We start from the raw sequence: 26985 nt of genomic DNA, 5'->3' as shown, positions 1-26985 counted from the left end.
AGGTGAGCGACGGACGGCTACCAGTACGACGACGTTGGGTGGGATGGACCATCGGCGTCATTGCGGCGCTCAGTGTGTTCGCCGTCGGATGGGTCGTGATCCGCGGCGCGAGCGCGGTCAGCGAATTGCAGGGCGTCGAGACTTCGGCCTCTCAGATGCGCACCGCGATCGCCGAGGGCGACCTCACCAAAGCCGAGCGCATCGCCCCACGCGTTGCAGAACACGCCGCGAACGCGCACAGCCTCACCTCTGACTTCATCTGGCGCGGATTCGAGTTCATTCCCTGGCTGGGTGCCAACTTCACAGCTGTGCGTGAAGTCGCGCACATCGCGGACGATGTGGCTGCCGACGCGGTGGCGCCGGTTCTCGAGGTCGCAGCCGACATGGATCTGGCCAGCTTCGGGTTCACCGGATCAACGCTCGATCTGGCGCCGTTCGCTGAGGTTCAGAATCCTCTTGCCGCAGCCAGCGCGACGCTCAGCGAAGCTGACCTGCGTGCACAGCACATCGATGCCGATGCCACGCTCGAGCCGCTCGCCGACGCGGTCCACAAGATGCGCGATGTCGTCGCTGAGGCCGCCACCGTCGTCGGTGCGCTGCACGGTGCCTCTGTTCTCCTGCCACCGATGCTCGGCGTCGACGGTCCTCGCACGTACGTCGTCGCAATGCAGAACAACGCCGAACTTCGCTCGAGTGGCGGTATCGTCGGCTCACTCGCCCTGCTGCGGGCAGACAACGGCAGCATCAGCATCGTGCGCCAGGCATCCACGAGAGATTTCCCTCCGCTGGATGAGCCGCTGCCGCTGAGCGATTCCACCGTTGCGCTGTTCGAAGACCGGCCGGGCCGGTACATGCAGAACATCACCAGCATCCCGGATTTCACCGAGGCCGGCGCGACCCTCGCGCTGCGCTGGGAGCAGCGATTCGGTGATGTCGTCGACGGAGTGATCGCCATCGACGCGATCGTGGCCAAGCATCTGGTCGCAGCCACCGGCGATCTCACCTTCGGCCCGTTCACGGCGACGTCAGAGACGATCGTGCCGATTCTGTTGTCGGAGATCTACGCGACCTTCCCCGATCCGGTCGAACAGGATGCGGTTTTCGCCGGGGCTGCCAACGCCCTGTTCTCCGCCGCATTGACCAGCGGAGAGCCGCAGCAGCTCATCAGCGCGCTGGCAGCTTCCGCTGATGCCGATCGGATCCGCATCTGGAGTGCGCATCCCGACGAGGAAAAGCGCCTCGCCGCATCCACGCTCGGCGGTGCGCTGCCCGTCGATGGGGAACGCGGGCCCTATGTGGGAGTGCTCTTCAATGACGCCACCGGCGGCAAGATGGACTTCTACACCCGCGCTGAGATCAGCACCGCGGTCGGCGTCTGCCGCGGCGAACCGATCACCCAGGTCACGGTCACCTGGCGTAACACCGCCCCGGTGGATGCCGCCGAATCGCTGCCAGAGTATGTGACAGCAGGCGGCCACTACGGCGTGGATCCCGGCGACGTACGCACACTCATCGCCGTCTATGGCCCGGAAGGCGCGAACGTGCGAGCAGTCGATCGCGATGGCGATGAAGACAGTGTGCAGACGACCATGCTCGATACACGCAGCGTCGTTCAGCACGATGTTCTGCTGGCCCCGGGCGAATCGACCACGATCACGGTTTCCTTCGACGGCCCGGGTGCCGGTGACCGCCTCACACGCGTGCAGCACACGCCGCTGATCGAGGATCCGAACATTGGCCGAACCGAATTGGTCTGCGGTTAGTGACAAATCGACTCTGAATGAGCTAGTGTCAGCATCACTGGGGAATATTGGGCTCTACCATCTTGCCGTGGGGGCAAGAAGGGCCCACGCAGTCGAACGCAGGGGTGTGTTCGGGTGTGATTCCGCGTGTATCTCTCTGGGGGAGAATCATGCTGAAAAAACTGGCTGTCATCAGCCTGACCGCTGGCGCGCTGGTGCTTTGTGCACCCGCTGTCGCCTCTGCTGCGCCGACCGAGGTCGCGCCGTTCGCATCCGGATCGTACGTCGATCCTCCAGGCGTCGCCGTTGACTCTCCGGTCATCGACGTGTGCGAGGTTTCGACGGTCGTGTTCGGTTCGGGGTATTTCGCTGACGGCGAGCAGGTCGCGATCGGGGTGTCCGGCTTTAACGCTGCTGCGGCTTCCTACTCGGGCAACGTCGCGAACGCGGACGGTGGAATGGTGCTTTCATTCCGGCCACCGGCAGATGGTCACGGCTCGTATGCACTGGCCTTCGATGGAACGCGCTCGTATACGGCGTTGATCACAGTTTCGCAGGGGCATGACGCCGCTGTGAGCTGCGATCACGACCCTCAGGTCGCAGCATCCGGCACGGAACTGCCGCTGACTGGGGGCGGCACGGAACTGCCGCTAACTGGGGGCGGCATGGAGCTCGCTCTCACCGGCGGCGGAGCATCGCCGTGGATTCTCGCCGGAGGCGCTGCCGCGCTTGCTGCGGGAACTGCGCTCACTGTGGCGGGCATCGCACGCCGCAAGCGCGCCTAGGTCAACCGCTCTCCGCGGTGGTCGCTCGCCGGGCGGCGGCGGTCCCTCCCCCTCCGACTGTCGTCGTCCGGTGCAGTCCGGTACGCACCGGAAGGCCCGCTGTTGGACACCACAGACGTGGGGTGTCCAGCAGCGGGCCATTGGTGTGCCGGCTTACGGCTCCGGTGCCGGAGTCGGTGTCGGCGGATGCAGCGTCTGCTGGACGAGGTCGCGGATATAGGGGTAGTCGGGGTTGAACTCGTCGACGCCGTGCTTCGGCACGAGTTCGATCGACGTGACTTCCTGATCCTTCGCTTTCACCATCAGGTCGAAGAACTCCGAGAGCTTGTCCCTCGGCAGATCGGTGTCGACAAGAACGGTTCCGGCGGCTGCGATCTCGTTGAATCGCGTGAGGATATTCTGCGGCGTGAACTGATTGAGCATCGCCACCTGCAGCTCCCGCTGACGCTCCATCCGATCCCAGTCGTCGGTCGTGTAGCGCGAACGCGCGTACCACTGGGCGGTATCACCGTTCATGAGTTGCTGGCCGGGCTCGATCCAGCCGATCGCCCATTCGTTGACGTCGTTGCCGGTCCAGCCCTCGGGCGGTCCGCCCTTGGGAAGACGCTTGGTGACATTGATCTCTACACCGCCGAGCGCGTCGATCATGTTCGCGAACCCGTTCATGTCGATGAAGATGTAGTACGGAATCTCGATTCCGAGGATTCCCTCGGCTGCGTCCTTGGTCGCCTCGATCCCCGGTGCCGATCCGTGGGCGGCAGCGTCAGGGTAGAGCCCCGTTCCCTCGTCATCGCGACAGACCTCGGCCGCATAGCGGACGTGATTCATCCACCCGTTCCAGCCGCAGGTCGAAGATTCTTGGCCATGGAAACCGTCCGGATACAGCGCATGCATCGGGCTGCCCTCGCTGAACGGCGCATGCGGGAGTTCGCGCGGGATGCCGACGATCGTGACCGCTCCGGTTGTGGCGTTCACGGAAACCACGGAGAGGCTGTCGAAGCGCATAGAGTCGCGACCATCACCGCTGTCGGCGCCCAGCAGCAGAATGTTGTAATACCCGTTACTGGGCTCAACGCTCGGCCCGCTCTGCGCGAAGATGTCGTTGATCGCGCCACGGCTGGAACCAGCGAGAGTGGCCGCATATCCGGCACCACCGCCGAGCAGTCCCACCATGATGAACGCGGTGATCGGAATCATGAAGCGCGAGATCGGCGGCACTTTCACCAGCCGCACCAGCCGCACCGTATCGATGGTGAGCACAACCCACAGCAGCGCATAAGCGATCAGAAGTACCTGCAGCGCGGTCAGGACGAACCAGTTCGTGGCGACGGTGATAAGCGCTGAGCGCCAGAAGATCGCCGCCACCACGGCAAGCACGATGAGAAACCAGCTCCACAGCGTGGCAGCCAGTCCGATGCGCCCGAGTTTGCGGTTGCCGCCGGCGAGAATCTGCGCGGATCCCGGTACCAACACGTTCACCGCGATCAGCCACCAGCCCCGTCGCCCCATGAAGGCGGCATCGGACGCATCCGGATTGCGGAGCGGGCGCGTCTCGATCAGCGGATGCCCGGAACGACCCATCGCGCGTGGCGCGGCGAGTGTCACAGGGAGTCCTTCAGCCGTTCGTTCTTCTCGGCCACCTGAGCTTCGAGCGTGCGGGCATAGTCTTCGACGCGATCGGCGATCCGGGCATCCGATGCTCCGAGAATGCGCGCGGCGAGAATGCCGGCATTGCGCGCGCCGCCGATAGACACCGTGGCGACTGGGATGCCCGCGGGCATCTGCACGATCGACAGCAGCGAGTCCATCCCGTCGAGGTAGGCCAGCGGAACCGGAACACCCACGACAGGAAGGGGCGTCATCGACGCCAGCATGCCGGGGAGATGGGCGGCGCCGCCAGCGCCGGCGATGATCACCCGGATGCCGCGACCACGCGCCTCGCGCGCATACTGCATGAGTTTGTCGGGTGTGCGGTGTGCGGACACGACCTCAACCTCGTGGGCGATGCCGAACTCGGTCAGCGCCTGTGAAGCGTCGCTCATTATCCGCCAGTCGGAGTCAGACCCCATCACGACGCCGACAACGGGTACAGCGGAGGAGTGCAGTGGCTCAGTCACTCCCCCAGGCTACGGTCTGGTTCCCCAGGATCCCCTGAACAACGCGCCCTCTACCCGTTGCGAGTGGGTAGTTGTGGCTCCTCGTGACGTGAAAATCGAGCCACAATTGCCCACTCGCAAGCTGGTGAGTGGGGGTGGGTGGGGTTAGGCGAAGTGGGTGGCGGCGGCGCGAGCCGTGTAGACGGCGTCGTCGAGGTCGTCGCCGGTCGTGTTCACGTGTCCGACCTTGCGACCGGGACGGGCGGCCTTGCCGTAGATGTGGATCTTCGCGTCCGGATGCTCCGTCATGGCCGCATCAAAGCAGTCCTCGAAGGCGCCTTGAGCTGGTCCACCGAGAATGTTCACCATCACAGACCAGTCAGCGCGTGGCGTCGGGTCTCCGAGCGGCAGATCGGCTACGGCGCGCAGATGCTGCTCGAATTGCCCGGTCACGGCGCCGTCTTGGCTCCAGTGCCCGCTGTTGTGCGGCCGCATCGCCAGCTCGTTGACGAGAATGCGCTCGTCGTCGGTCTCGAAAAGTTCAACGGCGAGCATACCGGTGACGCCCAGGCCCTCTGCGATCTGCCGTCCGATGCTCTCTGCCATCTGAGACAGCCGCTCGCCAGCGCCCGGTGCGGGAGCAAACACCTCGGCGCAGACGCCGTCTCGCTGCACGGTTTCCACCACGGGATATGCGACCATCTGTCCGCTCGGACGCCGAGCGATCTGCTGCGCGAGTTCGCGACTGAACGACACCAGCTCTTCCACGAGCAGGGCATCTCCGCTGTCGAGGAACCAGTCGGCGGCCTCGTCCGCGTTACGCACCACGCGCACGCCCTTGCCGTCGTAACCACCACGCGGAGTCTTCACCACGGCTTTGCCGCCGTGATCATCGATGAACGCCTGCAACGCTGCGCTGTCAGACACCGCGGCCCAATCCGGCTGCGGCACCCCCAGTTCGGCCAGCTTCTCACGCATGACGAGCTTGTCCTGGGCGAATTGCAACGCATCGGGCCCCGGGTGCACGGCAACGCCATCGTCGACGAGTGCCCGCAGCACGGCTTGCGGCACGTGCTCGTGGTCGAAGGTGACGACATCGACCGTGCTGGCGAAAGCACGCACCGTCTCAAGATCGCGGTAGTCCCCCACCGCGGAGGCGGCAAGCTGCGCGGACATGCCCTCGGCTTCGGCGAGAACGCGAATGTCGAGGCCGAGTTCGACCGCGGGAGCGATCATCATTCGAGCCAGCTGTCCGCCGCCGATCACGCCAACACGCAGGGTCATTGAGTCTCCGTTCGTCAGTTCCCATTGTTCCGCATGCAGACCAGGCTGCGCACCAGATGATGCGGACAGGTGCTACCGCGCGGAGTCCGGATCGGACATCGCCTGAGCATCGCGATGCGCCAGGATCTGGTTGACCTCGATCTGGTCAGCGAGTGCCTCGTGCACGAGGGTGACATTGGGAATGTTTGCCAGGCGCAGCGGTGTGTCGACGCCGTTTGACAGTGTGATGGTGCCCGCGCCCCACATGCGCTGCAGGATGCCACGACGCACCCCGATCGTGTACCCGCGCACGTGCGACATCTCTCGACGCTGACGCGCACCGATACCGTGGCTGACGATCACCCGCCGGGTAGTGACGGTGTACTGACGCGAGGCCCAGATCACGTAGGGAATCAGAACGCCCACGATGATCAGCGCTCCCGCACCGGCGAACAGCATCCAGTTCTCGAATCCGTCCGGCAAATTCTCGAAGAAGTAGGCGGTTGCGCCGAACACGGCGATCAGCAGAATCGCCGACCAGAACAGTCGCCGGGCGTGACCGCGGAAGCGGACGATGAGCAGCTCTTCAGCCGGCGCGCCGGGCGGTGGCATCAGGGGCCTACCGCCGAGAGTCACTGGTTGAGTCATGCATCCATTGTGCCCGTGACCGCCGACATCGTGTGTCGGCAGTCGGCGTGTCCGATCGCGTGTCCGATTCGATGCATTCAGCTCAAGCGCGCGTGCACCACGTCGCCCGCGGCAATCAGGTGCTCGACACCGTCGGCCACGATCACGAGGCGACCATCAGACGCCAGACGCGTCGCCTTCCCCTGCAGCACATCGCCGCCCGGCAGCAGGACATCCACTGCCCGACCGATCGTGAGACAGCGCTCAGTCGCAGCTTTATGCAGACCGTTCAGCTCGGCGTCATCGGCCGCGACGAGCGCGCGCAGCAACTCCCCCAGATGACGCACGAAATCAGCCGCCAGCAGATCCTCATCAACGCTCGCCCCCAGCACGGCGAACGACGTCGCTGTCGGCACCGGCAGCTGTTCAGCGGTCATCCTGGTGTTGATGCCCGCACCGACGATGACCGCGGTCCCGGTTGACTCGGCCAGAATGCCGCAGATCTTCTGCCCCTCCACGAGCACGTCGTTGGGCCACTTCACGCCGACGGTGTGCGCCGCCAGCTGCGCGGTCACCGCATCCGCCATCGCGACGCCCGCAGCCAGCGGAATCCAGCCGAGCGTCTCAGCCGATGCCGGCAGATCCCGCAGCAGCACCGAGATCGCCAACGCCGCATTCGGCGGAGCAATCCAGGTGCGATCGAGTCGCCCGCGGCCCGCCGTCTGGTTCTTGGTCAGCAGCACGGAAAGGTGCGGCCAGCCCGAGGCTTCCGACGCGTGCTCGCGCATGTCGTGGTTCGTCGATGCCGATTGCTCGAGCACCTCGAACCGTCCGGAAGCAGCTTCGGTGCGCGGATAGTCCATGGCAGCAACTCTAGAGCTCAGCCGTTGAGCTCCTCTTCTTTGGCTTCTTCGTCATCGTCGTCCTCGTCAGCGGCGGCCGCGCCGATCTCTGCGCGGAGATATTCGTCCAACTCCGCCATCAGCCGCTCAACCGCGGCATGGAACTTCGCCGTCGCGACCCCCTGCGTGGTGTCGCCGAAATAGTGCTGCACCCAGGTGCGCAGACGGTTCATCGCCACCTCATCGGAGCCGACTCGCTGAACCTCTGCGACGATGTCGGCCGCGGCATCCGCTGTCAGCCATTCGCACTGAGCGAGATACCCACTCGTGTCGACCGTTGCGCGCTCGTCAACAGGGCGGGTGACCAGCAGCGGTTTTCCGGTCGCTAGGCGATCGTAGATCATGGCCGAGATGTCGAGGATCGCGACGTCGGCAGCGGCGAGCTGCCAGCCGAGATCCGGCCCGTCGTCGTACAGATGATGGGCAGACGGATCCTTCCCATTCGCCGCGGCAATGGCCGCGATAATCCGCTCGTTCGCGGCTTTATAGGCAGCATCGTTCACGCCGGTACGCGGATGCGGGCGGTAGATCAGGCGATGCTCCCCCGTGCGCAGCAGCTCAGCGACCAAGCATTCTCCGTGGGTGATCACCGAGCCGTAGCTCATCGATGCGCGATCCCCTTCCCAGGTGGGCGCATACAACACGACCTGGCGGTCATCGCTCGGATACGGAGTCTGAGCGAGGTAGTAGTCGGCCTGCGGGCGTCCGATCCTGATGGTCCTGTTGTCGACGTCGTAGCCCCACAGCGTGCGCGATAGACGATCATGCGCTGCCTGGCCCGCGATCAGCGCGTAATCGTACGCCTTGAACTGGTTGCTGACCATGTAGACCTTGTCGGACTCGCCATGGTTGATGAACACGTGCCAGCGCCGACCGTAGCGGAACATCTGGAAGTTGCGAGTGTTCTGGTTCACGTAAAACACCAACCTGATGTCCTGCGTGGCGATGTAACGCTCGAGGTCACGGATCTTCGGCACGAAGGCGACCGGCAGCTTCCCATCGTCGATGAGTGCCTGCGCGCCCAGCGGCGAGCGCGCCAAGACGACGACCGGCCAGCGACGAGCGATATCCGCCAGCGGCTGATACCACTGCCGGATCTGGTACATGTTCACGTCGGTATCGGCGAAATAGACCGCGATCTGAAACGTGGCGGGGTTATGGTGCTCCAGCATCCGGCGCACCCGTCGTGCCGCCGATCGGGTGTTCAGTGCGCGTTTCAGCAGGCGAAATGCTTTACGCCCGTCATAGACAAAGCCCATCCGACGACGATAGGAGCGCATCCTTAGCCGAAGCTGAGACAGGAGGAATGCAGCGCGCTTCACGCGCCGATTTCTTCTTCTTTCTCTTCCTCGTCGTCATCGTCCTCGTCGACCGTGACCACACCGATCTCGGCCTGGTGCCACTGATCCCATTTCTGCATGAGCTGCTCAATGGCGCCGTGGAACTTTTCAGTCGCGACTCCTGCGGACGTGTCTCCGAAGTAGTGCTGAACCCACATCCGCAGCTTCAGGATCGCTTCTTCATCGGCTCGCACGCGTTCGACTTCCGCGACGATGTCGGCCGCGGCATCCACCGTCAGCCACTCGCAATCGGAAAGGTAACCGGCCGTATCGATCGATGCACGCACATCCAGCGGGCGGGTGATCATGAGTGGTTTCCCGGCTGCGAGCCGGTCGTAGACCATCGCCGAGATATCGACGATCGCTACGTCTGCGGCAGCGAGCTGCCAGCCGAGCTCGGGACCGTCGTCGTGCACGTGATGCGCCCGCGGATCACGGGCATTAGCGGCCGCAATCGCTGCGATGATGCGGCGGTGCGCCGCACCATAGGCGGCGTCGACCACTCCGCTGCGCGGGTGCGGGCGGTAGATCACGCGATGCGATCCGGTTGACAACAGAGCGTTCACGAGTGTTTCGCCGTGACTGGCGATGGAACCGTAGTACGCGCTCGGGCGGTCGCCCTCCCACGTGGGCGCATACAGCACCACGGTGCGCTCATCCGGCGTGTAGGGAAGCACTCCTGAGTAGTGATCTGCCTGGGGACGGCCGATCTCGATCGTGCGACGGTCGATGTCGAAGTCCCAGAGAGTGCGCGACAGTCGATCACGAGCAGCTTGACCGGCAACCAACGCATAGTCGTACGCCTTGTACTGGTTCGTGGTCATGTACATCTTGTCGGACTCGCCGTGGTTGATGAACACATGCCAGCGCCGGCCGTAGCGGAACATCTGGAAGTTGCGCATGTTCTGATTCACATACAGCACGATGCGAATGTCCTGTTTGCGGATGAACCGCTCCAGGTCACGCACGGTCGGCACGAATGCCACCGGCGGCGCGTCCTCTTCGAGCAGCTTCTCGGCGCCTGTGGCGTTGCGGGCCAAGACGACGACGGGCCATTTCTGCGCGAGCTGAGCCAGCGGGCGGTACCACTGACGCATCTGGTACATGTTCACCGCGCCATCGGCGAAGTAGACCGCGATTTTGAAATGACCTGCCGGATGCCGCGGGCGCGACGCGAGGGTACGACGAACGCGCTGCACGGCGGACCGTGACGCTAGCGCCTTTCGCAGCAGGCGAAAGGACTTCTGAAGATCTCTTACAGCACCCACATGTCCAGCCTACGCAGGCATGGTGGGGTCTCCGTGACATGATCGGGGGGTGGTAGAGAACGATTCGGCAACACCTGTGACCGGTGTGTCGTTTGTCATGCCGGTCCTGAACGAGCGCAGCTACCTCGAACATGCCGTCAGATCTGTGCTGAGCCAGGATCTGGAGGGCCCGACCGAACTCGTTTTGGCGCTCGGTCCGTCAACCGATGGCACAACAGCGCTCGCGCAGCGACTGGCCGAGTCAGACGATCGCATCCGTTTGGTCGATAACGCCGCGGCGCACATTCCCGTTGGGCTCAACGCAGCGATCAGGGCGAGCAGATATTCGACGATCGTGCGGGTGGATGCCCATTCCGAGCTGTCCCCCGGGTACGCCCGCGAGGCGCTCGCGACGCTGGAGCGCACGGGAGCAGCGAATGTCGGCGGTGTCATGCGTGCGGACGGGCGCACCCCGTTCCAGAAATCGGTGGCGCGAGCCTACAACTCCGCCGTCGGTCTGGGCGGTGGCGCCTACCACGGCACCGCACACGAGGGCGAAGCCGAATCCGCTTATCTTGGCGTCATGCGTCGCTCGGTACTCGACGAGGTGGGACTCTTTGACGAGTCAATCCGCCGCGGTGAGGACTGGGAGCTGAACCTGCGCATTCGCCAGGCCGGCCATAAAGTGTGGCTCGACCCGAAGCTCTCGGTGACCTACTGGCCGCGCGAAAGCTGGTGGCGCCTGGCTCGCCAGTTCCGGGCGACCGGTGCGTGGCGTGGTGAGCTCGTGCGTCGCTTCGGCCGCAGCAACGGACTGCGGTTCTTCGCGCCTCCGGCGCTGGTACTGAACGTTGCACTGGCGTTGGTCGTCGCAGTGCTGCAGCTCACCGGCGTTGTGTCCGGCATCCTGTCGTTGCTGGCATCCATCGTCTATCTTCCGCTGGCTCTGTACGTGCTGCTGGTACTCGCCATGGCGCTGCGCCCTGGCGGCGAGCGCAGTCTGCGCGAGCGCATCTGGACTCTCGCTGTGCTTCCGACGATGCACCTCTCCTGGGGCATCGGTTTTCTCACCGGTGTGCTGCGCGGCGCGCGTGACACGGTGGATGCATCGCGCCTCGGCACGCAGAACACCCCGCTGCCCTAGCGCCGCCCAGTGACTGGCCCAGCCGCGCGACGCGCGGTCAGGCCGTGATGTAGCCGAGGTCGAGCATGCGGGAGACGACACGCTCGGCGGCACGACCATCGTCGCGGGTGTTGAACTGCTTCTGCCAGGCGCGATAGCGCTCGGCGAAACGTCCCGGCACCGTGTCGTCCTTGAGCGCATCGACGAGTTCGTCCTGCGTCGTCACCAGCGGACCCGGCGCCCGCTCGGCGAGTTCGAAGTAGAAGCCGCGCAGTTCACCGCGGTAGTGCTCCAGGTCAGGGACCATGAAGTACATCGGCTTACCGGTAACGCTGTAGTCGAACATCACCGATGAGTAGTCGGTGATGAGCGCGTCTGCCGCAAGGAGTAGTTGTGCCGTCTCCGGGTACCCGGTCACATCGATCACGCGCGCGCCGGCCTGATCGCGCCCCGGGCGCAGTGTCCGCGAATGCCCGCGCACCAGCACAACAGAATCCGTCTGCTCGGCCAGACGCTGCAGATCAATGAAGTCCACGATCTCAGAACGATCGTCGCGCCATGTCGGCGCGTACAGCAGCACGTGCTCGTCCGCGCCGATGCCGAGCGCCGCCCGCATGTCTGCGCCATCGGAGGTCACGAGCATGTCGTTTCGCGGGTACCCGTCAGTCCAGACCGGCTTGCCGAAAAACGCATATGCCTTCTTGAGAATGCGCTCGGAATAGGTGTTCTGCGCGAGCAGCACATCCCATCGACGAGACTCCTTGACGATTGCGGCCATCCGGCGCGGTGCGAACCCGGGGCGATGAAGCGCCAGCCGTTTGAGGGGCGTACCGTGCCAGGTCTGCAGGACCCGCTGGCCCTCTTTACGCGCGAACCGTCGCCGCAGCCAGTCGTTGACCACGAGTAGACGCGCAGCCCCGCGGGCCCGCCACCATTCGGGGCTACCTTCGACCACCGCGACCGCGCCTTCAGGTACAGCGACCGAGAGGTCTACGACGCTCCAGTACCGAGTCACACCCGGTGCTCGCCTCGCGATCTCACGATCAATTCCGCGCGGATTGCAGCCGACGCTCTGACCGTAGAAGCTCTCGAAGAAAATCGCGTTCTCATCGCCACCGGGCTGAGCGACGTATCGCTCTTCCAGCTCGCGTTGACCCTCGGGCGTCTGGTGGAACGGGTCGAGCGGGGCGGCGATATCGACATGCGCGCCGTACTGCGCGACCCGCAGCCTCGTCAGCACCTGCGGACTGATCGCGAGCTCATCAAGATCGGCGCCGTCGACGTGCAACACATAGTCTCCGGTGGGAAGCGGCAGCTCTGCCCCGCCCCAACGCGACGCCCGTAACGGGAACGTCGCCTTCCAGGTCTTGCCACCACCGGTGACCTTTGCCGTGACGCACGCACGAGCCCCCTCGAGGGTCGCCGTGGCCGGCTTCGGCCCCGTGCCGGCGATGACCAGACTCTCGGTCTGTTCATCGATGCGGGCGGTGGTCATCGTGCTCCTTTCGGCGCGGGGATCCCCCGCGCGCGGATTACTTCGTACACGCGACGGGTGTTTTCTCCATCGCGATACGCATGTACCTGTGCGCTGAGCGTACTGGATTGTTCGGACCGCTCCGTGAACACGCCTGGATCGCTCAGCAGCGCTTCCAAACGATCGCGCAGTTCGGTCCAGGTCGTCGCAGCGTCAGTCCCGGCCACATCCTCGTAGCGGCCGTAGAACCCGCGGGTGCGAGCATACTGGGCGGCATCCGGAGCCAGGTAGAGCACCGGCATCGCGAGCAGGCCGACGTCGTACGCCAAGGACGAGTAGTCGGTGATGAGCACGTCGATAGCCGGGAGCGCCGGGGTGACATCCGCGAGCACGTCGGAGCCGAGCATCCGCACCCGGCCGCTGGGAAGCGGCGGTTGATACGCGCCCGCGCCGAGTGGATGCGATCGCACGAAGAGCACGGTGTTCTGGCTCTCCAACACGGCGATGAGGCGCACCCATTCGTCAGCGGATGGCACTGCCGGATCTGCTGCACCGTCTCGCCAGGTCGGCGCATACAGCGCCGTCCGCGCTCCCTTCGGGAGTGCGCCGGCCGCCTCTGTCAACAGGGCAGACGCCGTCGCCCGCCGCTCGTGCGCATCGCCGGCCGAGAGCACATCGACGCGCGGCTCGCCGGTGACGACGACACGGTCGTCTCCCAGCGCGAACGCCGATTCCAGTCGTCCGCGCGAGCGATCGGATGCCGCGGGCAGAACACGAATGCGCTGAGCGGCGCCCCGGTACAGCACACCGATGAGTCGACGCAGCAGCGCCGCCCCCGGAACATTCGGGACCTGGGTCGTCGCAGGCGAATCGAGTCCGATGCGCTTGAGCGGAATCCCGTGCCACAGCTGCACGACGAACCCGCCCGCCACGGCGTATCTGTTCACATCGCCGAGACCGTGCGTGACCACGAGGACTCCTGCCCGTGCGGTCTCCCACCAGCCACGCAGCGACGACTTCCCAACCGTGCGGATCCCCAGGCGAGCGGCATCCGCACGCTCACGATCGCTCGAAGTCAGCCACACGGCACGATGACCCTCCGCGCTCGCGGTCCGCCACAGAGCCAGGGCACCGTCGCCGATGCCGGCACCGCAGCCGAACACCCAACGGTCTCCACGTGGCACCAGAAGCGTGCCTATGCGCCCGACGGCATACAACGGAATGCGTAAGAGCTTCGCGACATTGCCGGAGCCGAAAGAGAAGGACGCCACCCCGCGAGCCTATCGCGGGATGGCGTCCTTCTCTGAGAATTTGGCGGCTGTTCTGAGCCTCTGAGCACGCTCAGAGCACGAGCTCTCCGAGCGTCACATCCGCCTCGAACGACTTGCCGTTACGGACGTAGCTGACGGTCGCCTCACTGCCAGCCGCCGCACCACGCACCTGCGCGGTCAGATCAGTGGCACCGCTGACCGGGAAGCCGTTGAACTTCGTGACGATGTCGCCCTTCTTCAGGCCGGCCGCCGCAGCCCCGCCGTCGGGCGAGACGTCAACGATATAGGCACCCGCAACGTCCGCGTCCTCGACAGAGGACGCATCCTGCACGGTCGCACCCAGCAGACCGTGCGTGGCCGCGCCGTTCTCGATGATCTCGTCGGCCACGCGCTGTGCAATGTTCGACGGTATGGCGAAGCCGACACCGATCGATCCGGCTTCGCCGCCAGACCCGCCGGCTGTGGCGATCGCGACGTTGATGCCGATGAGCTTGCCCTCGCTGTCGACCAGGGCACCACCGGAGTTTCCGGGGTTGATCGCGGCATCGGTCTGGATCACCGAGATCGAGATGTTCTGCGTCGCTCCGCGCTGCGTCGTACCGGGCAGATCGAATTGGAACGGGCTGTCCTGGCCGGACTCTTCTTCCGGGGCATCCTGATCCGCCGATTCAGGCAGTGCCGACGACGCGATCTGGATGCTGCGGTTCAACGCGCTGACGATACCGGTGGTGACCGAGTTCGACAGCCCGAGCGGTGCCCCCACCGCAACGGCGGTGGAGCCGACGTTGATTTCGGACGAATCAGTGAAAGCGATCGGAGACAGGTCTTCAGCATCCTCGAGCTTGATCACCGCGAGATCGTAGATCGGGTCGGTACCGACGATCGACGCGTCGTACAGGTGTCCGTCTGAGGTCGTGACGCGGATTGCGGCATCTCCGGACGCACCGCCCAAGGTCACAACGTGGGTGTTGGTCAGCACGTAACCGTCCTCGCTGAGGATGACGCCCGATCCGCTGCCGGACTCGCTCTGACCGGCCGCTTCGATCGTGACGACCGATGGCAGCACCTTCGTGGCAATCGCCGTGGTCTCGTTGACCGATCCGGGGTTGTTCACGGTGATGCTCTCCGGGCCGCTCGCCGCAGTCCCGGCCGGTTGCGCCCACAGCGTGTTGCCGAGGTAACTCGTGCCCAGCCCCGCTGCGCCACCGACGAGCGAGGCCGCCACGATGAGGGCTGCGACCTTGCCAGCGCCGAACGACTTCTTCTGCGGCGCAGCATGGTTCTCGATCGGCGCGATCGGGACGGTGCTTTCGTGGCCGGTGCCATACGGGTAGGCCGCACTCGGAATGCCGAAGGCTGCGCCCTGCGGATTCGACGACGGCATCGACGACATCGTCGGCTGCGCGTACGGCGCGATCGGCGACGTGAAAGCGGTGGGGATCTCGTGTCCGGAGCCCGTGCTGCCCGGTACCTGCGGCGCAGGCTGCTCGGGCGACGTGGACTCGTTGGGAATGTTGTCTTCGTTCATAGTCTGCTCCTTCAACAACGCCTTCTCAGAGTGCCGCGTGTACCTGTGCGTTCGTTATGGTCGCGATGAGTGTCCGCTATGGCCTTAGCCTGGGTTACATGAGTGCTATTGCTGGCGCCTGGCGGCGCACTGCGGCTGGAGCCGGTCTGCTTTCCCCCGATGGCGTCGTTGCGCCCACCATCTTCGCAGAGATGTCTGCGGCAGCGGTGAGAACCGGTTCGATCAACCTCGGTCAGGGCTTTCCGGATGAGGACGGTCCTGCCGAAGTTCTGGAAGCCGCACGCGCCGCCATTTCTGCCGGCGTCAATCAGTACCCGCCCGGCCGCGGCTTTCCCGACCTCCTGGCAGCGATCAGCGAGCACCAGCATCGGTTCTACGGGCTCGAGATCGACCCGGCAACCGAGGTGATCGTGACCGCGGGGGCGACAGAAGCACTGACGGCAACACTGCTGGCGCTGATCGATTCGCCGGACGACGAGGTCGTCGTCTTCGAACCGTATTACGACTCCTATGCCGCGGCTGTGGCCCTCGCCGGGGCCCGGCTGCGCACCGTTCCGCTGCGCCGAGGCGACTTTCAGCCGGATCTCGAGGTGCTGGCGGCATCCGTCACCGACCGCACCCGCATCATTCTCGTCAACGACCCGCACAATCCGACCGGTACGGTGTTCACTCCCGAGGTGAAGGCCGAGGTGATCCGCCTCGCGCATCAGCATGACGCGATCATCGTGACCGATGAGGTGTACGAGCACCTGGTTTTCGGCGCTCCGCATGTCCCGCTGGTGACGCTTCCCGGCGCTGCCGAGCGGACGCTCACGATCTCTTCTGCCGGCAAGACCTTCTCGGCGACGGGGTGGAAGATCGGCTGGATGCATGGGCCGGCCGACCTGATCACCGCGGTGCTGACGGTCAAGCAGTATCTGACGTACGCGAACGGATCCGCATTCCAGCCGGCGATCGCGGTGGGTCTGCGGTTGCCTAATTCTTTCTTCTCGGATGCCGTCGCCGCTCTCGCCCGCAAACACGAGATCCTCGGCGCAGGGCTGCGCAGCGCCGGCTTCGAGGTGTTCGCCCCTCAGGGCGGCTATTTCACCGTCGCGGATGCCACCACCCTCGGCGGTGCAGACACTGCGGCATTCTGCCGGGCTATGCCCGAGAAGTCCGGAGTCGTCGCTATTCCGATGAGCGCGTTCGTCAGCACCGAGCACCAGGGCGATTATGCCGGCCTCGTCCGCTTCGCGGCCTGCAAACGGGTCGAGGTGCTCGAAGAAGCGGCAGCCCGACTGGCGGCCGCGGAGTTCTGAGCTCCTCAGTCTCACTCAGCGGGGTGCGACCTCAGCGGGGTGCGACGGTGTAACGACGCAGCCTCAAGGCTGGGTTGATCTCGCGCACCCGGACGATGGTCTGCTGGTCGAGGTGGGCGGTCGCGATGCCCTCCGCACTACCGACCCCGGCGACCACAACGCCCAGCGGGTCGATGATCTGCGAGTGCCCGACGCCGATCGGGGCCGGGTGATCCGCGGCGACGACATACACGGTGTTCTCGATTGCGCGCGCTGCGAGCAGCGTGGTCCAGTGGTGCTCTTTCAGCGGTCCTCGTACCCATTCGGCGGGCACCACGATGACGTCCGCCCCGGCATCCACCAGCGTGCGCGCGACCTCAGGGAATCGCAGGTCGTAGCAGGTCATCATCGCTATGCGGAGGCCGTCGATATCGAGCGTCTGCGGCTCGGTGATCTCACCAGCTTCGATCCAGTCCGACTCGGTCTGTCCGAAGGCGTCGTAGAGGTGCTGCTTGCGGTACACGGCTCTGAGACCTGTCGCGTCGACCGCGACAAGTGCGTTGCGTACGCGCTCCCCCGCTGATTCCACGAGTCCCGCGATGATCGTGATGCCGTGCACGGATGCTGTCGCCTGCAGATGCCGGACGAACTCACCATCGAGAGCTTCCGCGTTCGCGGAGAACGAGTCATCCATCGGGTCGGTGAAATAGCTGGCGTACTCCGGAAAGACCACCAGGCGCGCGCCTCGGCTCGCGGCATCCGCCGTCAGCGCCGCAATGCGCTCACGATTGTCTGCGCGCGAGGCGGTGGGACTGAACTGACACACGGAAACGGCGACTGCGGAAATCTCAGACATGCCCCCATCTTCGCGTACCCGGCGGCGGCGAGCGAGGCAGAAAACGCGTGCTAAGCTATAAGACGTGCCGCGGGGTGGAGCAGTTCGGTAGCTCGCCGGGCTCATAACCCGGAGGTCGTAGGTTCAAATCCTGCCCCCGCAACTGAGATTGGCCCCTGATCAGGTATTTTCTGGTCAGGGGCCTTTTGCTTTGTCCAGTACGATTGGTCGGCACGGACACAAAAGTGGACACAAACTTTTCGCTCTCCAGCTCCAGGCCGCGTCCCGACGACAGCGGTCGCTGAGCGAGAATAACAACGAACGACTCATCAAGCTAACGGCCAAAGGCACTCGAACCCGATAAGCCAGAGCCCTCGTTCCTCACAGTTACACACTATTACTCGACTTTATGCGAATCGTTGTCGCGAAGAAACGTAGCGTGAAGTGCACGCATTAGGTGCAATGTCCGGCTCAGATAGTTGCGCACAGAACGAGCGGTTATTTTAACCTCGGAACCTCTAATTATCGCGGCGCAAGTATACGGTGGGTGACTCAACTACACGCCCGAGAGATTTCATTCGCCGATATTGACACGGCTCCACGGATGCAAGTGCGGGTTCGGACAATGCTGGATATGTCCAGGCTTCTCGCAGACGATCATCAACGTGGACGATTCACCGGTTCGCGCGTTTCTTGACGGGCTTTCTGCCCCACTAGCTGCGACGTATGGGCGCACAAAGAACACAGCGACAGCTGACCAGAGGTTGGGTTTCCCAGACCTTGTTGACCTTCAGGTAGCAGCGCCGCTACCTGAAGGTGTGCACGCGACGCGTGCCGAGACGGCGTTCAATATTCGCACGCGCATGGCGTTTGGAGAATTTGGTCTGCAGGAATCTGCGTCAGCCCCAGGCCTTGCGACGATGACGCAGGCAGCAGGCGACCTGGGACTAGAAAGTGGCGCTTACTTCACAGGTCGCCTATGTGGGTGGCTAGCATTGGCAGCATGACATCATTGGATGCAAAGAAGGTTTATCAGCTGCTTGCCCGGCAGGATGTCGAAGAAATTTCGGCGTTTCTCAATGCATCGGGGCTTGACGTCGCGGATCAAGAAGGGCGCACATTCTTGATGATTGCTGCCGTCGATGCGCCGCCAGAGCTCGTCGAGTCCCTCATCCTGCTTGGTTGCGATGCTGAACTACAGGACCGGCAAGGGTTCACGGCTCTTCATCTAGCAGTCATAAACGAACGTCGAGAGATCATCAATCTACTTCTGAAGCACGGTGTAGCTGTTGACACTCGTGACAAATGGGGCAATACGTCGCTGTGGCGCGCTGCAATGGTGGCGTCGGACAGCGAAGAGGCCTCGGTACGCGCCTTAGTCTCTGCCGGTGCAGACCTCGACGCTCAGAACCTTCACGGCGTATCCCCACGAGAATTGCTCGCGTAGTATTTCCAGCCCTTCACGTTTCGAAGAACGCCAAGAGCGATCATGGCTACTTTTCCCGATCTCTTCACGTTTTTGGCCGACAAGGCCAGCCGTGGGGCCGCTGTAGGGCCGGCTTACGGGACTGAATGCATGACGTATCTGAGGCACCTTCAGCAGACCCGTCACTTCAGGGAGCATCGAGAGATCGGGTGTCTTCTATGATCCTGCGAACGACCCGACTCCCCTCGGTGATCCTACTGCGCCCTGGTATGAATGGACCGCCGAAGCCTTGACGGAGGCAGACGGCCCGGCATGGCTGATTCCCCCGCAATTCTTCCTGCCAGTCTCGGGTAAGTCCGTCGATATCGACGCGTATGCGGACGAGGCAGGGTGGGATGAGGGCATGCCGCCCTCGGTGCTCACAGTGCGGGAGGAGACTTTCAACGCCGAGGATGCAGCCGACTGATCTCCTGCGGGTAACGTTGGGAGATCGGACTTCTCCGGACATGTTCCGCGCGACAGCGTAGCTAACTGCGGTAGCCGGGTTACTTTTCCCGATCCCTTCACGTTTATGGGCGGCAAGGCACACCGTGCGACCGTTGCGGCACGCCGATCGTGCGCGAGAGCTTCATGAACCGCGGCTCTCACTTCTGTCCGAGGAGTCAGCGGGCACGCTAAGTCGGTGTCGCGTCACCAAACGCGTATGGAACGCATCCTCCGGTGGTAGGATTTCGAGAATGCCCGGATCGAATGCCCTGATAGAGCTTGCTGCTGAATATGGTCTTGCGTGGCCTGAGCTATATTTGCGGCTTGCAGACGATGGGATGCTCGACTGGGGTACCTTCGGCCCAGACTGGGCTTCGACTCAAGCGCCGCTGCTGCGAGAACGGGTGCCGATTCTCTTCTTCGACTGTGATTTTGAGCCACTCACATGTGACGGCATCCGTGAAGAGCTTGATGCGATGTGCGATCCCGAAGATTATCGGAAGATCGATCCCGCGCAAGGGTACTTGCCCTTTGGGCGCACGCCAGGCGGAGATCTATATTGTTTTGAACGAGAAGCAGCCGGCGATCGCGTAGGACCCGTTGTTCTGATTCTTCATGATGACGAGATGGGCGAGTATCTGGCCTCGAGCCTTCAGGACTTCATTGCTACGGAGATGATCATGAGCTTCGTTGAGTTTGATAGCGATCAGTTCCTAGGAGACGGTGACCCGCATGCCAACGCGAGTTTGTGGTTGCACTCCCACCGTCCGTATTTGAGAGTCGATCAGATCAGCGCGTTGGAATTGCTATACGAGCGATCTGTGGCAGTCGATGCTGATAGAACTATGAGCATTATCGAACATGCTGATGCTGAAGAGCTAGTGAAGCACGTTGCTCCCTTCCCCAAGCGGGGCGACGAGTTTGTTGCTTGGGGCGAGGAGTAGCCGACGAGTGTCGATCGTCGCTATGAATAGCTCGTCGATTGAGCGACATGGTGCGCGGCGGGACGTGTTGCAGACAAGAGAGGTCGCTCGCAGTGGATCAGCGTGACAAACTGCGGTAGCCGAGGGTTGATTTGGCCTGGCTAAAGTTCCGATCTTTAACAGGATAGGAACACCATGACTAAGAATTACGAGGCTGAATTCCGTTGGCGTGCCCTGCGGATGATCACCGAAGCACGTCCGAGCACGCCAGCCTGCATACGTTTACCGCCGCCAACGGTCCCGGCAAACGGCGTGATGGTTGCTGCGCAGTGCAACTGGCGCATTCGACCCAACATTTTGGGGCGAATGCGCCTGATGTGCCCTGGGTTGCATGGAGTCGTGCAGTTAGATTCCTGACCGCAGCATCTTTGCTTGTTCATACAGTTTCTCGTACTCGACGGGTGACCGCATCCCGAGTCGGGAATGACGCCGTTTCCGGTTATGGAACATTTCGAGATACTCGAAGATCGCGTTTGCAAGCTCGAGCCTGGTCTGCCACACCTGACGGTCCAGCAGCTCCGTTTGCATACGCCCCCAGAACGATTCGATCATGCTGTTGTCGTAACACGATCCAATCGCACCCATCGACGGCAACAGCCCTGCCGTCTGAACCCGCTGGGTAAATACCCAGCTCCGGAAAACGGTGCCGTGGTCCGAGTGTATTACCGTCCCTGGTTGGGGTTTTCGAGTCTCGATCGCCATATGCAGTGCATTCGTCATGAGAGCTGCATCCGGGGAACTGTCAATCGCCCAGCCCACGACTTTTCGGCTGAACGTATCCAGTACGACCGCGCAGTAGATCTTCCCTTCGCGCGTGCGGTGTTCTGTGAGGTCGGTGACCCACAACATATTGGGGTGATCTTGACCGAACTCGCGCCGTACGAGATCCCCCGGAAGTGGGGCGTTACTGCGGGATTGCCGAGAGTGTCTGGGGCCAGGAATACCCGGCAGCCCGGCGCGTGACATCACCAGTTCCACTTGGGATCGTCCGACCTGTAGCCCTAACCCCATGGTGAGTTCGGCCCATACTCTGCGAGCACCATACACGCCACGTGCCGCTTCATGAACAGCCTGAATCTGTTCGAGAAGCCACGCATGGCGGATCTGCCGGTTCGATGGGACACGAGTCTTCCAGGCGTAATATCCAGATTCAGATACCCCGAGGAGTCTGCATGACTTCTGTACAGGCAAGCTTTCCGCGGCCATCACTGCGATGGCCGCGTACATTCTTTTGGGGTGTGGGGTTCCTTCAAAAGTTCACGTGCACGAACCAGGATTCGTACTTCTTCTTCAAGCTCACGAATGCGACGCTTTGCACTGGCAAGTTCAGCGTTCTCGGCGCTGGTGATTCCTGGGTGAGCGCTTGTATCGATGAGCTGCTGTCTGCGCCAGTTATAGATCGTTTGCTGGCTGATGCCCAGATCTTCGGCGACATGTTTCACGGGCTTGCTCTCAGCGATGAGATCTAGGGCTTTGCGCCGGAAGGGTTCCAGGTAGCGAGTCATGGTTTACCTCTTTTCTCGGTTGCGCTGTTACCAAGATTCCAACAGGTCGACTCCTTTAAAGCCAGGGCACATCAGAGCCTCCGTCAAAACCCAGGGCGCTTCATCCTGCATTTGAGGGCCGAATTCGGAAAGTAGTATCTGACGTTCGACTGCAGACTCAGCGATCAATCTCAACAAAAAGAAACCTACCCGCCGATTGGCAGGTGGGCTTCCGTATTTTTCTCTCTGAATCATGCCGCATCAGTAATAGCCTGTCGAGGACATGAACTAAACAGTCCCCAACGTCACGAAAGCACTTCACTACATGTCAGCTCTGGCGTCACCATTAGACCGCACCACGACGTGACACGACACGACACGACACGTACAGCCGACTTGCATCAAGTTCTGACTCGAGAGGGTGCACGCAACTCTTCAACGAGACAGTTTGAGCGCGGCTAGACAGCGGTTTTTGGGTAAATGTGGACACAAAAAGTTGGACACAAAAGTGGACACAAACTTTTCTCTTTGTGGCTCCAGCCTTACCCATAGATGCGAAGTTGGGTGTGACGGAGGCATCGGTTTGAGGAGTTATCCGCGGCAGATTGAGCTCAGCCTGCCAGCAAACAGCCCGAGCTGGATCCTTTGCAAACAAAGGGAAGGAGAGGTAAATACGCCGTCGTAGCAGCGATAAGTTAATTAAACCTTGTCGGTTTAAACCACGGACTTGCCTCGGGGTGGCGCAGCTCAGTAGGTCGCTGGCCTCATAGCCCGGAGGTCGTAGGTTCAAATCCTGCCCCCGCAACCAACGCGACACGAAGGCCCCTGATCGGGAGTAATCCAGATCAGGGGCCTTCTGCTTTCCACGGGGGAAGTGACCGCGCCGGCATACAGCCGGCAGGGGAAGAAGAAAGTCCCGACGGAAACCGAAGTTTCAGTCAGGACTTTCTTCTGTTTGCAGCCCGCGGGGGCTACTCGGCTGCTTCGAGCTCCAGCAGCGTGGTGATCGCGGCGGTGAGGCGCTTGTCTGCCTCGGCGAACTCGGTGAGGTCGCCGGACTTCAAAGCTGCGTCACGGTCTGCGAGAGCCTGCTTCGCATCCGCGAGCGCCTCTTCACGAGCGTCGCCACTAACGGGCTCCTCGCCACCCTCAGCGGGCGGCTCCTCGCCACCCTCTGCAGGAGGCGTCGTGCCTTCATCTGGCGGCGTAGTGCCACCATCCGGGTCAGCCGGCTCCACTTCTTCATCGCCAGCGCTCGCACCGGAGTCGCCGCCGAAGATCTCATCGAGAGCCGCAGTGAGCGTGTCTTCGAACGCGATGCTGTCGCCGAACGTGACCAGCACCTTCTGCAGCAGCGGCAACTGCGTGCCAGCCGCCTCAGACGACTGCACGTACACCGGCTGCACGTAGAGCAGACCACCACCGACAGGAAGGGTCAGCAGGTTTCCGTACTTCACCTGCGACTCACCCTGCTGCAGCAGGTTCAGCTCTCGCACGACATCCGGATCGGAGTTGAACGTGTTCTGCACCTGACCGGGGCCCGGCACCGTCGTATCAGCATCGATCTCCAGCATCCGGAGCTGGCCGTAACCTTCTGCCTTCTCCCCCGCAGTCGCTCCGGCATCCGAATCGACCGCCAGGTAGCCCATCAGCACGTTACGACTGGTCGTCCCCTGAGCGGATGCCGGGATGAACGTCGAGAACATCGAGAAGCGCGGCGAATCCTGGCCGGGCATCTGCATCGACAGGTAGTACGGCGGCTGCAGCTGGTTGGCGTTACGCGGGTCATTGGGCGTCTGCCAACGGTTGTCCTGCTGGGCGAAGGAGCCCGCAGTATCGACGTGGTAGACCTCGAGGATCTCGCGCTGCACCTTGAACAGGTCGGTCGGGTACCGCACGTGGCTCATCAAATCAGCTGACATCTCGCTGATGGGCTGCACCGTCGAGGGGTACACCTTCTGCCAGGCCTTGAGAATCGGGTCTTCGTCATCCCAGGCGTACAGCGTCACCGAGCCGTCGTAGGCGTCGACCGTGGCCTTGACCGAGTTACGGATGTAGTTGATGTCGTCGAGCGCGAACGTCTGCGCCTGCGAGTTCGAATCGGCGATCGCATCCGACAGGCTGACGCTCGTCGAGTACGGGTACGTCGAGCTGGTCGTGTAGCCATCAACGATCCAGACGATCCGGCCATCGACGACGCTCGGGTACGGATCGCTGTCGAGCTCCAGGTACGGAGCAGCGCTCTGCACACGGTCGACCGGGTTGCGGTCGTAGAGGATCTGCGAATCGCTGTTGACCAGGTCGGAGAACAGGATCTCCGCCTCCTGGAACTTCAGCGCGAACAGTAGCTTGTTGAACGTGCTGCCCACTTCTGGACCGCCGTCACCCTCAAAGGTCGTCTTGGTCTCATTGGCGCCGTCTTCACCGCGCGGATAATCGATCTCGACGTGATCGGTGCCTTCCGGCGCTCCGACGATCGAGTACAGCGGCGAGTCCTCACCGAAGTACACGCGGGGCTCGAACTCTTCGCCCTTGCTCAGGAATCCAGAGGTCGGGATGCCGCGCTCAAGGAACACCGGCTCACCCTCGCTGGTGCGCTGGTTACCCGCGGCGACCACCAGGCCGTAGCCGTGGGTGTAGACCGCGGTGCGGTTGTTCCAGTTGTTGCTGTCGCCCAGACGGTCGACATCGAGCTCGCGCACGGCGACCACGGTGTCCTGTGTCTCACCGTCGATCTCGTAACGGTCGACGTCGAGGGTGTCCTTGAACTGGTAGTAGCCACGGAACTGCTCGAGCTGCTGCACCGTCGGGCTGATGATGCTCGGGTCGAGGATGCGGATGGATGCCGTGGTCTCAGCGTCCTCACGAAGCTGGCCGGCTTCGGCATCGATAGCAGCCTTGAACGGCGTGACCTCGAGGTCGGCGATGTCGTAGGCCGCTTTCGTGCCGTCGATGTTTCGCTGGTAGAACTCGGCCTGGAAGCTGTTCTGGTTCGGGCGCACCTGGAAGGTGTCGACAACCCACGGGTAGCCCATGCCCACGACGAGCGATGCGACGATCAGCAGGCCGGTGGCCACCAGCGGGAAGCGCCAGCGACCGATGATCGCGGTGACGAAGAAGAGGATTGCGACGAGGATCGCGAGAATCGCGAGAATCGCCATACCCGGGATCGTGGCGTTGACCGCCGTGTAGGCAGCTCCGGTGATGCGGTCCTCTTCAGCGACCAGGGTCTTGTACCGGTCGAGCCACAGGCTGGCTGCCTGAACGAGCAGATAGAGCCCGGCGAGGATCGCCAACTGGATGCGAGCGGGCTTGGAAATACGCAGCTCGCCCTGACCGATGCGCAGCGAACCGTAGAGGTACGACACCAGCGCGGTGATGATCAGGCTCAGCAGCACAACAGCCGAGACGAAGGCCAGCAGGATCGAGTAGAACGGCATCGCGAAGAGGTAGAAGCCGGTGTCCATGCCGAACTGCGGATCAGTGACACCAGTGCTGCCGCCGTTGATCCACAGCCACACCGTCTGCCAGTTACTCGATGCGGCAAAGCCGGCGAAGAGACCGAAGAAGATCGGCATGCCCCACATGGCCAGTCGGCGCAGCGGCTCGATGACCTCCTGGTACCGGTCCAGCTGCGAGCTCAACCGCACATATACCGGACGCAGACGATAGGCCAGCTGAATCACGACGAACAGCGGTACAGCCATTCCGAGGAAGCCCACCACGAACATCACCGCCGTGGCCAGCCACTGCGTCGTCAGCACGTTGGCGAACTGCAGCTGGTTGAACCAGAGGAAGTCGGTGTAGAGCGAGGCGAAGACGAAGAACGCAGCGATGATCGCCGCGATGATCACCAACGAAATGGTGAGTATTCGTCGAGAGGTACTGGGCGTGGCCGGATTCGGCGCCGAGGTCGTGGTCACCTATCTATCCTAAGTGCCCTCACGTATGTGTCGGCTGTGCTTACGGTGTCAGAGCGGTCACGATGTAGTGCACGTCGGCAGCGTTTCGACATCGCCGCCGGCGGCGATCACCTCGACCGCGCTCACAGACTCCTCCAGCGTCGATGTGCGAATCACCTGCAACCCGTCCGGAACATGACCGACGACCTCAGCGCAGTTCGATTCCGGCGCCAAGAAATAGTCCGCACCGGCATCACGGGCACCGTACAGCTTCTGGCGAATTCCCCCGATCGGTCCGACCTGACCCGCGGCGTCGATCGTGCCGGTACCGGCGATGTCTTGGCCGCCGGTCATCTCACCGGAGGTGAGCTCGTCAATGATCCCGAGCGCGAACATCAGTCCGGCGCTGGAACCGCCCACGTTGTCGAGCTGAATCGTCACGTCGAACGGGAAATCGTATGTGGTCATCAGCTGGATGCCGACAAGCCAGGTGTCGACCCCGTTCGAGGTGCCCAGCTCGGGTGTGATCTCAACCTGCTTCTGCGCTCCATCGCGCAGTACGGTCAGTTGCACCGGGTTGCCCTTCGCCTCCTGGATGCCAGCGCGCAGCTCTTCGGCATCCTGGATCTGAGCACCGTCCAGCGCCGTGATCACGTCGTCTTCGAGTAGTAAGCCCTCAGATGGTGATTCTTCGATCACTGAGTAGATCTGCACGGCAGCACCGGTGTCGTAGCCCAGATGATGCAGCGCTGCCGCAGTCGCCTCGTGCTGCGAATCGACCATCATCAGCGCATTGTTCTCATTGCGCTGCTCGCTGGTGAGACCCTCCGGGAAGATCGCGTCGATGGGCACGACCGCGCGTGAGGAGTCCATCCAGGCCAGAGCGAGTTCGAACCAGGACGGTGTGCGCTCCCTGTTGCCGACCACCTCGATTGTCGTGAGGTTCAGACTGCCACTGGTCTCGAATGTCTCCGCGCCGTCGATCGCGATGAGCGGCACCTGCTCGCCGTCACTGCTGGTCGCGGTTCCCAGCGTGTCGTAGACGGGGCCCGGCCGCTGGATCACATAAGGCGTCGGCAGGAACGTCAGCACGACGAGCGCGATGAGCGCGACGATGAGCGCCCAGACGCCGAGTCCGACCCGGGGTGTGCGGGATTGAGACAAGTGGTTCCTCCGTCGTTCGCGACCGGC

General features: G+C 63.0%; 22 protein-coding genes, 1 tRNA gene and 1 pseudogene. 9 read left to right on the top strand and 15 right to left on the bottom strand.

All coding sequences use genetic code 11. The annotated features are described in order from the left end of the window. Positions 1–2 precede the first annotated feature (2 nt). Together ACW5CM_RS04045 and ACW5CM_RS04040 are read left to right on the top strand one after the other, a co-directional pair. Positions 3–1763 (top strand): DUF4012 domain-containing protein, encoded by a 1761-nt coding sequence (locus ACW5CM_RS04045; RefSeq protein ID WP_457124246.1) that lies wholly within the window; start codon positions 3–5, stop codon positions 1761–1763. 149 nt (positions 1764–1912) lie between these two features. Beyond that, positions 1913–2527, top strand: coding sequence for a hypothetical protein (locus ACW5CM_RS04040; protein WP_438253483.1), 615 nt, complete (start codon positions 1913–1915; stop codon positions 2525–2527). A gap of 153 nt (positions 2528–2680) precedes the next feature. On the opposite strand, the gene ACW5CM_RS04035 is transcribed toward ACW5CM_RS04040, so the two are convergent. The 7 genes from ACW5CM_RS04035 to ACW5CM_RS04005 form a co-directional block, all read right to left on the bottom strand. Further along, positions 2681–4132 (bottom strand): LCP family protein, encoded by a 1452-nt coding sequence (locus tag ACW5CM_RS04035; RefSeq protein WP_457124245.1) that lies wholly within the window; start codon positions 4130–4132, stop codon positions 2681–2683. Continuing rightward, complete coding sequence (gene purE, locus ACW5CM_RS04030; protein WP_438253704.1) at positions 4129–4596, bottom strand: 5-(carboxyamino)imidazole ribonucleotide mutase; 468 nt, start codon at positions 4594–4596, stop codon at positions 4129–4131. Before purE ends, ACW5CM_RS04035 begins: the two co-directional genes overlap by 4 nt. 192 nt (positions 4597–4788) lie before the next feature. Then, positions 4789–5907 carry a 5-(carboxyamino)imidazole ribonucleotide synthase gene (locus ACW5CM_RS04025; RefSeq protein ID WP_457124244.1) on the bottom strand — a complete coding sequence of 373 codons (1119 nt, stop codon included), beginning with the start codon at positions 5905–5907 and terminating at the stop codon, positions 4789–4791. Positions 5908–5979: 72 nt separating this feature from the next. Continuing rightward, complete coding sequence (locus ACW5CM_RS04020) at positions 5980–6534, bottom strand: PH domain-containing protein (RefSeq protein WP_457124243.1); 555 nt, start codon at positions 6532–6534, stop codon at positions 5980–5982. A 77-nt stretch (positions 6535–6611) separates the two neighbouring features. Continuing rightward, positions 6612–7376, bottom strand: coding sequence for a biotin--[acetyl-CoA-carboxylase] ligase (locus ACW5CM_RS04015; protein WP_457124242.1), 765 nt, complete (start codon positions 7374–7376; stop codon positions 6612–6614). 17 nt (positions 7377–7393) lie between these two features. Then, a complete protein-coding gene (locus ACW5CM_RS04010; RefSeq protein WP_457124241.1) occupies positions 7394–8674 on the bottom strand; it encodes a CDP-glycerol glycerophosphotransferase family protein in 1281 nt (426 codons plus the stop codon). Between the two features lie 59 nt (positions 8675–8733). Continuing rightward, complete coding sequence (locus ACW5CM_RS04005; protein ID WP_439254895.1) at positions 8734–10023, bottom strand: CDP-glycerol glycerophosphotransferase family protein; 1290 nt, start codon at positions 10021–10023, stop codon at positions 8734–8736. Positions 10024–10120: 97 nt separating this feature from the next. Here ACW5CM_RS04005 and ACW5CM_RS04000 point away from each other — a divergent pair, with 97 nt between their 5' ends. Then, complete coding sequence (locus ACW5CM_RS04000) at positions 10121–11146, top strand: glycosyltransferase family 2 protein (protein ID WP_438253703.1); 1026 nt, start codon at positions 10121–10123, stop codon at positions 11144–11146. A 37-nt stretch (positions 11147–11183) separates the two neighbouring features. On the opposite strand, the gene ACW5CM_RS03995 is transcribed toward ACW5CM_RS04000, so the two are convergent. The 3 genes from ACW5CM_RS03995 to ACW5CM_RS03985 form a co-directional block, all read right to left on the bottom strand. Further along, complete coding sequence (locus ACW5CM_RS03995) at positions 11184–12620, bottom strand: CDP-glycerol glycerophosphotransferase family protein (RefSeq protein WP_438253476.1); 1437 nt, start codon at positions 12618–12620, stop codon at positions 11184–11186. Then, entirely contained in the window at positions 12617–13870 is a 1254-nt protein-coding gene (locus ACW5CM_RS03990) for a CDP-glycerol glycerophosphotransferase family protein (protein ID WP_457124240.1), read from the bottom strand. Before ACW5CM_RS03990 ends, ACW5CM_RS03995 begins: the two co-directional genes overlap by 4 nt. A gap of 70 nt (positions 13871–13940) precedes the next feature. Beyond that, a complete protein-coding gene (locus ACW5CM_RS03985; protein ID WP_457124239.1) occupies positions 13941–15398 on the bottom strand; it encodes a S1C family serine protease in 1458 nt (485 codons plus the stop codon). 98 nt (positions 15399–15496) lie between these two features. Here ACW5CM_RS03985 and ACW5CM_RS03980 point away from each other — a divergent pair, with 98 nt between their 5' ends. Then, positions 15497–16699: an aminotransferase class I/II-fold pyridoxal phosphate-dependent enzyme gene (locus tag ACW5CM_RS03980; RefSeq protein ID WP_457124238.1), complete on the top strand. Its 1203-nt coding sequence runs from the start codon at positions 15497–15499 to the stop codon at positions 16697–16699. Positions 16700–16730: 31 nt separating this feature from the next. On the opposite strand, the gene ACW5CM_RS03975 is transcribed toward ACW5CM_RS03980, so the two are convergent. Beyond that, positions 16731–17534 (bottom strand): carbon-nitrogen hydrolase family protein, encoded by an 804-nt coding sequence (locus tag ACW5CM_RS03975; RefSeq protein ID WP_457124237.1) that lies wholly within the window; start codon positions 17532–17534, stop codon positions 16731–16733. Positions 17535–17602: 68 nt separating this feature from the next. On the opposite strand from ACW5CM_RS03975, the gene ACW5CM_RS03970 reads away from it, so the two are divergent. From ACW5CM_RS03970 to ACW5CM_RS03950, 5 genes and pseudogenes are all read left to right on the top strand, one after another. Continuing rightward, a tRNA-Met gene (locus tag ACW5CM_RS03970) sits at positions 17603–17676 on the top strand. A gap of 840 nt (positions 17677–18516) precedes the next feature. Further along, a complete protein-coding gene (locus tag ACW5CM_RS03965) occupies positions 18517–18960 on the top strand; it encodes an ankyrin repeat domain-containing protein (protein WP_443475526.1) in 444 nt (147 codons plus the stop codon). 268 nt (positions 18961–19228) lie between these two features. Next, a complete protein-coding gene (locus ACW5CM_RS03960; protein ID WP_443475527.1) occupies positions 19229–19405 on the top strand; it encodes a hypothetical protein in 177 nt (58 codons plus the stop codon). A 77-nt stretch (positions 19406–19482) separates the two neighbouring features. Next, a pseudogene (locus ACW5CM_RS03955) lies at positions 19483–19617 on the top strand (zinc finger domain-containing protein); the annotation flags it as partial. A 59-nt stretch (positions 19618–19676) separates the two neighbouring features. Next, complete coding sequence (locus ACW5CM_RS03950; RefSeq protein WP_443475528.1) at positions 19677–20369, top strand: SMI1/KNR4 family protein; 693 nt, start codon at positions 19677–19679, stop codon at positions 20367–20369. Between the two features lie 384 nt (positions 20370–20753). On the opposite strand, the gene ACW5CM_RS03945 is transcribed toward ACW5CM_RS03950, so the two are convergent. The 4 genes from ACW5CM_RS03945 to ACW5CM_RS03930 form a co-directional block, all read right to left on the bottom strand. Further along, positions 20754–21635, bottom strand: coding sequence for an IS3 family transposase (locus tag ACW5CM_RS03945; protein WP_443475529.1), 882 nt, complete (start codon positions 21633–21635; stop codon positions 20754–20756). Further along, positions 21614–21913 (bottom strand): transposase, encoded by a 300-nt coding sequence (locus ACW5CM_RS03940; RefSeq protein WP_443475530.1) that lies wholly within the window; start codon positions 21911–21913, stop codon positions 21614–21616. The genes ACW5CM_RS03945 and ACW5CM_RS03940 overlap by 22 nt, the downstream gene beginning before the upstream one ends. Before the next feature lie 950 nt (positions 21914–22863). Next, positions 22864–25815 carry a UPF0182 family membrane protein gene (locus tag ACW5CM_RS03935; protein WP_438253471.1) on the bottom strand — a complete coding sequence of 984 codons (2952 nt, stop codon included), beginning with the start codon at positions 25813–25815 and terminating at the stop codon, positions 22864–22866. A gap of 57 nt (positions 25816–25872) precedes the next feature. Beyond that, entirely contained in the window at positions 25873–26958 is a 1086-nt protein-coding gene (locus ACW5CM_RS03930) for a YlbL family protein (protein WP_457124236.1), read from the bottom strand. Positions 26959–26985 lie beyond the last annotated feature (27 nt).

This window comes from Microbacterium wangyouchuni (assembly GCF_054072595.1).
This window is presented reverse-complemented; position numbering and strand designations above follow the sequence as displayed.

Coding starts and splice junctions, on each gene's coding strand:
- ACW5CM_RS04020 (WP_457124243.1), bottom strand. CDS start 6,534: ATGACTCAACCAGTGACTCTCGGCGGTAGGCCCCTGATGCCACCGCCC.
- ACW5CM_RS04015 (WP_457124242.1), bottom strand. CDS start 7,376: ATGGACTATCCGCGCACCGAAGCTGCTTCCGGACGGTTCGAGGTGCTC.
- ACW5CM_RS03965 (WP_443475526.1), top strand. CDS start 18,517: ATGACATCATTGGATGCAAAGAAGGTTTATCAGCTGCTTGCCCGGCAG.
- ACW5CM_RS03985 (WP_457124239.1), bottom strand. CDS start 15,398: ATGAACGAAGACAACATTCCCAACGAGTCCACGTCGCCCGAGCAGCCT.
- ACW5CM_RS03995 (WP_438253476.1), bottom strand. CDS start 12,620: ATGACCACCGCCCGCATCGATGAACAGACCGAGAGTCTGGTCATCGCC.
- ACW5CM_RS03945 (WP_443475529.1), bottom strand. CDS start 21,635: ATGTACGCGGCCATCGCAGTGATGGCCGCGGAAAGCTTGCCTGTACAG.
- ACW5CM_RS03940 (WP_443475530.1), bottom strand. CDS start 21,913: ATGACTCGCTACCTGGAACCCTTCCGGCGCAAAGCCCTAGATCTCATC.
- ACW5CM_RS04010 (WP_457124241.1), bottom strand. CDS start 8,674: ATGGGCTTTGTCTATGACGGGCGTAAAGCATTTCGCCTGCTGAAACGC.
- ACW5CM_RS03950 (WP_443475528.1), top strand. CDS start 19,677: ATGCCCGGATCGAATGCCCTGATAGAGCTTGCTGCTGAATATGGTCTT.
- ACW5CM_RS03980 (WP_457124238.1), top strand. CDS start 15,497: ATGAGTGCTATTGCTGGCGCCTGGCGGCGCACTGCGGCTGGAGCCGGT.
- ACW5CM_RS04000 (WP_438253703.1), top strand. CDS start 10,121: ATGCCGGTCCTGAACGAGCGCAGCTACCTCGAACATGCCGTCAGATCT.
- ACW5CM_RS04040 (WP_438253483.1), top strand. CDS start 1,913: ATGCTGAAAAAACTGGCTGTCATCAGCCTGACCGCTGGCGCGCTGGTG.
- ACW5CM_RS03975 (WP_457124237.1), bottom strand. CDS start 17,534: ATGTCTGAGATTTCCGCAGTCGCCGTTTCCGTGTGTCAGTTCAGTCCC.
- purE (WP_438253704.1), bottom strand. CDS start 4,596: ATGGGGTCTGACTCCGACTGGCGGATAATGAGCGACGCTTCACAGGCG.
- ACW5CM_RS04025 (WP_457124244.1), bottom strand. CDS start 5,907: ATGACCCTGCGTGTTGGCGTGATCGGCGGCGGACAGCTGGCTCGAATG.